Below are 5,568 nucleotides of genomic sequence, written 5' to 3' on the forward strand. Positions count from 1 at the left end.
GGCTGAGCAGTTGATCACGGCGTAGCGAGCCCGGGGAAGATGGGGTTCGTGGAGCGCTTACATTGATGCGGTGCATGTATCGCGCTGGATCTGGGATGGCCGGGCGCGGCAGCGCGAAGACGATCCGGATCGGCGCTTTCCCCAAGAATGATCATGGATCCCCGGTTGCAACGACTGCTGGGCGGCGAAGCCTTGGCGGGGCTGCGCAAGCGGCTGCGCCAACGCTATCAGCGCGGCGCACAGGCCGGTATGGTGCGTCTCGGCGCGCTGAACGAAGCCGAACACGCAGCGCTCGCCGCACTCACCGGCCGCCCTGCACGCCATGTGCGATCGATGCAGATCGAGGTCGCAGAGATCGACACCACGCTCGCGCGGGCGGGGCTGGCCACCTCCTTGCGCGATGCGCTCGAGCAAATCGACGGGCCGATCATCGACCTGATGGCCCAACGCCTGCAGGTGCGCTCGCAATGGCAACAGCTGGTCGAAGACTGCGAACACCCCGGGCTGCGTTCGGCCCTGCAGACCTCCGTCGGGCTCGGGCTGCTGAAGCGGCTGTGTGGCAGCCGCCCCGAGGCAGGTACCCTCCTCGTCCGCCATGCTGATCGGGTGTTGCAACGGCTACCCGCAGCGGGCATCCCCCGTGCGCAACTGGCCGTTGCCGCGCTCGGAGATGCGCACGCGCTCGACGCCGGCAGCCCGGTCGCCACTCTGATCCTCACGGCGCTACGCCATGACGCCACCGCCGAGCTCGACGGCGAACGCGCGCGCGAACTGTGGGCCGCGGCCGGCGTGCTGGTCAATGAACTCGCACGACCGGCCCTGGCGCTCAACCTTCCCGGGCCGACAGGCGCCGAACCGGGCGAACCGGCCTATCTCTCACTGCGCCGCCTGCTGCGTTCGCCACCGGCCTGGACCGTCACGGGCCGCCCGGTCTTCGTCTGCGAGAACCCGAACCTGCTCGCGATCGCCGCCGACCAGCTGGGGCCGAGCTGTGCACCGCTGGTGTGCACCGACGGCATGCCGGCCGCGGCCCAGCGCGTCCTGCTCACGCAATTGCGTTCCGCCGGAGCAGCGCTGCATTACCACGGCGACTTCGACTGGCCGGGCCTTCGCATCGGCAACCAGATGGTCCGTGAGCACGACGCCCGGCCGTGGCGCTTCTCGACCGCCGACTATCGCGCGGCCGTCATCGGCGCACCGCGCCCCGGTCGCCCCCTCGACGATGCCGCCGTCAGCGCGCTGTGGGACGCTACACTCGCCGGCGCGATGCTCACCGAACGACTGGCGATCGACGAGGAAGGGCTTGCCGACATGCTGCTCGACGACCTCCGACATTGCTGAAGCTGATGCACCTTTACATTTCAATGACTTGCCCTACAAACTTGCTTGTTGATGATTTGCGCCAAATCATTCCCAAACAAACGCAAGTTCCTGAGTTATAAGTCAATATTCTTTTCCGGTCACTCCCACTCTATCATAAATAACAGGACAAATCCCTTTATTTACAATGACTTAAAGTAAAAAAAATCAATAGTCCCATGAAAAATACCATATCCAGTTTAGCAAGCTGAGAATGGCTTGTTGCGCCGGCGCTCACGCTCCTGATCAGCGATTTCGCCGGGCTGCAATCCCAATTCAGCAACACCCATACGCCTCAGCACGTCACTCAGACGCACCGTGCAGACAATCGACGGCGGCTCAAACTTATCACCCATAGCAGCCATTTCGGCCGCGATGTACTCTGTGATGAAGAACGGCTCAACCCAGTTGTCTTGATACGGCTTTGTCATACCTACTCTTCCTTACCACTCATCACACCGCCTTGAACACTTAGCAGGGATTTGTAGATCCACGTTTCCCACCAATAAACAACCTGTTGTCTTACCCCGACGCTGGTCCTCTAGTTGCTTCCCCAAAGATGGGGGCCAGGGATCAGTTTGTCTTGAAGCACATGACGTGACGGGGCTCCTTCCAGCCATGATACTTATATTCCGTGTACTTAGAGTCATCATCACTTCACCATGTCGGGCATGAGTGACGAAAATTCAAATTTCGATGAAGAGCGCATCAGATTCGGCGCGCGTATTCGCTTTCTTCGTCTCAAAATCAACCTTTCGCAAGAAGATTTAGCTGCTAGCTCTGGCCTTGACCGGACCTATATCGGTGGAATCGAGCGCGGTGAACGGAATCCAAGCTTGAAAAATATAGTCCGCCTAGCCATATCTCTTGGGGTATCTCCCCGCGAACTGTTCAGCGGATCGGGGGACGACTGATGCCGGGACCGATCGATAAAAAGTTGGTGCTTGAAGGCCTACATGCGCGATTGACTCTCGACGTGGAGCGTATTGCTGCCCTTCCTTTAACACGTCAACAAAAAGCTCAACATGTGAACGCGCTTATCAGCCAGCAGCGAAACCGCCTTGTGGCTGAATTAGCTCAACTCCCCGAAGACCAGCGGGGTACTGCCGCCTTGATAGTCCAATACTGCTGCACAGTCGCTAGTTTGGAATATCGCCATAAGGTCTGGGCTTACGAGTATATGGCTTTTTCTCGCCGGATAGGAGAGCTTTGGGAAGCGTTTTGCTCCACTGCATGGACTTACCCTGCAGACAAAACCGTTGAGCGCATAGCACCTCCGACATTCTCCGATGTAAGACAGACGTTATTAGATCGCATTACCGGAAATCTAGGCATTCACGATAAAAGTGTTGAGATTATGACAGACGTCTCCACGCTTTTTGAAATTGTTGGCGACATCAACATGCGTGAAGACGAGGTTTTCAAAAAGCGTGAAATTCCATATGTAATCGACTTCAAAAGTGGATTCGGCTCGAATGAGAAGGGCAATATGCTACGCTTAATGACGGTCGGACGGGCGTATAAGATTTGGGATCATCGTACAGAACTAATGCTTCTCGTGCGTCAGGAAGAAAACAATAACTACCTTAACGTCCTGAGGCGCTCGGAACTGTGGCAAGTTTATACAGGCCGAGACACCTATCAGAAGATTGAAGAGATCACAGGCGCGGATATTCAGTCTGTTCGAGATGAAGTAATCGACTGGCCGGCAGATCTGAGCGAAAGCTTCTATCGATATCTGAAAAGCCAGCCTACTGACCTCACATCTTATCTGGCTTGGTGATTCGTTCAATAAATTCGTCGCATTGCTCCTGAGTAAGAATGCGCTTATTTTTTGCATCTTCCAAGATCTTATCGGCTGCAATATTGGCCGAAGATGAAAACCTTGGAACTGGGATTCTTTTCAAATAATTTGCAGAATTATTTGCGCTACCGTTAACAATCTCATTACGGAGCTTAGAAGCAATCGACGAATTAAGATAAATCAAAAGAGAGCTCAAGTCTTCCAGCTTCTTGGGAAACACTCCTACCACGCCCTGATCAAAAACAGCTCCACTCATTAGCGAGGCCGTCAATCTTTTGGAAGTTACCATCGGGACGGCAATTCCTGGCTTAAAGTAATATCCTAAATTCTGCAGTCGAGCTTTTTTATCCGTCTTGTAGAACAAGACCGACTCCCGATCCCATTTGATTGCCCAAGCAGTAATTTCATCAAAATCTCTATGTCCACCCCTAATCAATGGCACGTAGGAAGGGGATATGTCAAGCCCTTTGACTTTTTGTTCATCGGATAAACTTTCCGGATAAATATCGGTTTCCCACTGGATGGCATGGCCATTGAGACGCTTTTTCACACGAGCGGGATCGTATCCTATAAAGCGTTTATTATCGCCCGTGTAGATTCCCGTTTTGCATTCGGCGAGATCACCCAGTGTCACCCAATCTTTAAGCTCTTCTGGCGAATCGGCCATGCCTCTTCGCCATCCTTGTTCCAGATGCGCGAGCAAATCACTCCCAGCGAGCTTAGAAACATTGCTGTTTGGCTGATCTAAAAGAGGATATTCCGAGTCAAAGGCTTCAATCCAGTCGATAGAATCTTCTGGGCGCACGTTGCGCTTATCTCCAGCGATAATGCAAAGATTTCCGTACGCGAAGTTAACAGTTTCAAAACGTTTTGAAGGAAAGCGAACGACATTAGAAACCGCTGCCGACCGGCAGATAAATCGCCTTAAAGGTGCATGATTTTTGCTGGTCAGAAAAGTATCAGGCATCAAAAAGACGAACCTACCCCCAGGCTTTAGCAAGAAAATCGATAAAACAAAAAACAGACCATATGATTCTCTTACATAGAGGTCTGGAAAGGCTTGCTTCAATTGCCGACGATAATCTTGAGTAAAGAATAGGCCGAATGGGGGGTTTGATATCACCGCATCGTAGCCACCTGGCAAGTGTACCTTCGGCGTCGAAATTAAACTGCTGCTAAGGTGGAGATCAATAAAATCAGCACAATATGTATTGATCATCATGCCGGGCAGTCGACGCTTAACTGTTCCCAGTATAGTCGAATCAATATCGACTGCGTCTACGCGCTCTGGGCGCCCTTGTAGGACTCTCAGTAGAGAGCCACTTCCGACACTTGGTTCCAGAACGGTTTTACCTGTTACGTTTCCGAGCAACTCGGCCATTGTGGAACTGACCTCTGTCGCATCGGTGAAATATTGCTTTAGTTCTTGCTTTGCTAATACCTGGGAATGCATGGATTTTCCTTGGATATGACGCTTATAAGTATCTTAGCGAGTATCCGGCTGCGTTGCAATCCGAACAAGTCAAATACCCTCCGCCAACAGACACCTCAGCAACAGGTGCGGACACATCAAGTCGACTTGCCAATTCAGCAACTGTATGTAAAAAAGGCCCGTAGCAAGCCAACTAGAGGGAGGCTTAGCTGTACCGAGAAAGCCACCGATTTCCAAACACGCCGGCGAATACGACAATGAAAATTGTGAGCTCAGCCGTGCCGACAGACGTGAAAGCCGAAGCAACCGCCGCCCTGCCGCACACGACATAATTAGGGCCGCCTTCGTGCACTAGCTGCAGATCCACGTGGCCGCCCGTGACGCCGAAACGCTGGCATGACCGATGAGGTCCGTCGATGGCCAAGCCGCTCTGGACGAACTGCTGGCCGAAACCGAAGTTTCAGGGGCATACCCATTGCCGCCAGAAGAGCGCGTATGGGTCGATGCGCCACCCGTTGGCCGTGAATTGTTAGTCGAGGACTTGCAAAGCGCGGAAGCCACACATGCGTATCTGGCTCACGCTGAGGCCTCTGGCGATGTGGCCTATATTGAGCACGCCCACGAAATTGCAGGCCAAGCGAAGGTCAGATGCCGCATCGAATAGCAGAAGACGGCCACCTGGCCGCCGTCGTAGTTACTGCCAGGCTGGGTAAGACGGTAAGAATAATATTCTTCTTATTATTCTTACCTGTTCCGCCGGGCTACGCTTGAGGAAAAGATCGGCGAATCGCCTCCAGAGCTTCGCAGAAGTCATTCCGAGTCGCACGGCCTGTTTCGGCCTGGTAGTACACCACCATGAAAGCGTTCGCCACCGCTTCGGCCAGCGGCCCCAGGCGCTGCGCCGCGCCCTCCCGAGTTCGACAGTTAAGCTCGCAAGTGCTTGTTTTTTCTAGATCGCACTTTCAAAAATGCC

Annotated in this window: 5 protein-coding genes and 1 pseudogene; 3 read left to right on the forward strand and 3 right to left on the reverse strand. The window is 53.7% G+C overall.

The annotated features are described in order from the left end of the window. The first annotated feature begins 153 nt into the window (after positions 1 to 153). A complete protein-coding gene (locus ACNKW1_RS15545) occupies positions 154 to 1,341 on the forward strand; it encodes a TIGR02679 family protein (protein WP_418365491.1) in 1,188 nt (395 codons plus the stop codon). 218 nt (positions 1,342 to 1,559) lie between these two features. Here ACNKW1_RS15545 and ACNKW1_RS15550 read toward each other — a convergent pair whose 3' ends face one another. After that, positions 1,560 to 1,790 (reverse strand): hypothetical protein, encoded by a 231-nt coding sequence (locus tag ACNKW1_RS15550; RefSeq protein ID WP_418365492.1) that lies wholly within the window; start codon positions 1,788 to 1,790, stop codon positions 1,560 to 1,562. A gap of 240 nt (positions 1,791 to 2,030) precedes the next feature. On the opposite strand from ACNKW1_RS15550, the gene ACNKW1_RS15555 reads away from it, so the two are divergent. Next, positions 2,031 to 2,273 (forward strand): helix-turn-helix domain-containing protein, encoded by a 243-nt coding sequence (locus tag ACNKW1_RS15555; protein ID WP_418365493.1) that lies wholly within the window; start codon positions 2,031 to 2,033, stop codon positions 2,271 to 2,273. Further along, positions 2,273 to 3,142 (forward strand): hypothetical protein, encoded by an 870-nt coding sequence (locus tag ACNKW1_RS15560; protein ID WP_418365494.1) that lies wholly within the window; start codon positions 2,273 to 2,275, stop codon positions 3,140 to 3,142. Before ACNKW1_RS15555 ends, ACNKW1_RS15560 begins: the two co-directional genes overlap by 1 nt. On the opposite strand, the gene ACNKW1_RS15565 is transcribed toward ACNKW1_RS15560, so the two are convergent. Both ACNKW1_RS15565 and ACNKW1_RS15570 read right to left on the reverse strand, forming a co-directional pair. Then, complete coding sequence (locus tag ACNKW1_RS15565) at positions 3,120 to 4,616, reverse strand: N-6 DNA methylase (RefSeq protein WP_418365495.1); 1,497 nt, start codon at positions 4,614 to 4,616, stop codon at positions 3,120 to 3,122. The genes ACNKW1_RS15560 and ACNKW1_RS15565 overlap by 23 nt on opposite strands. A 740-nt stretch (positions 4,617 to 5,356) precedes the next feature. After that, positions 5,357 to 5,497 (reverse strand): annotated as a pseudogene (locus ACNKW1_RS15570) (type I toxin-antitoxin system ptaRNA1 family toxin); the annotation flags it as partial. Positions 5,498 to 5,568: the final 71 nt, after the last annotated feature.

This window comes from Thauera sp. WH-2, from assembly GCF_048321015.1.
In the GTDB taxonomy this organism is placed as follows: Bacteria; Pseudomonadota; Gammaproteobacteria; order Burkholderiales; family Rhodocyclaceae; genus Thauera.

Coding starts and splice junctions, on each gene's coding strand:
- ACNKW1_RS15565 (WP_418365495.1), bottom strand. CDS start 4,616: ATGCATTCCCAGGTATTAGCAAAGCAAGAACTAAAGCAATATTTCACC.
- ACNKW1_RS15560 (WP_418365494.1), top strand. CDS start 2,273: ATGCCGGGACCGATCGATAAAAAGTTGGTGCTTGAAGGCCTACATGCG.
- ACNKW1_RS15555 (WP_418365493.1), top strand. CDS start 2,031: ATGAGTGACGAAAATTCAAATTTCGATGAAGAGCGCATCAGATTCGGC.
- ACNKW1_RS15545 (WP_418365491.1), top strand. CDS start 154: ATGGATCCCCGGTTGCAACGACTGCTGGGCGGCGAAGCCTTGGCGGGG.
- ACNKW1_RS15550 (WP_418365492.1), bottom strand. CDS start 1,790: ATGACAAAGCCGTATCAAGACAACTGGGTTGAGCCGTTCTTCATCACA.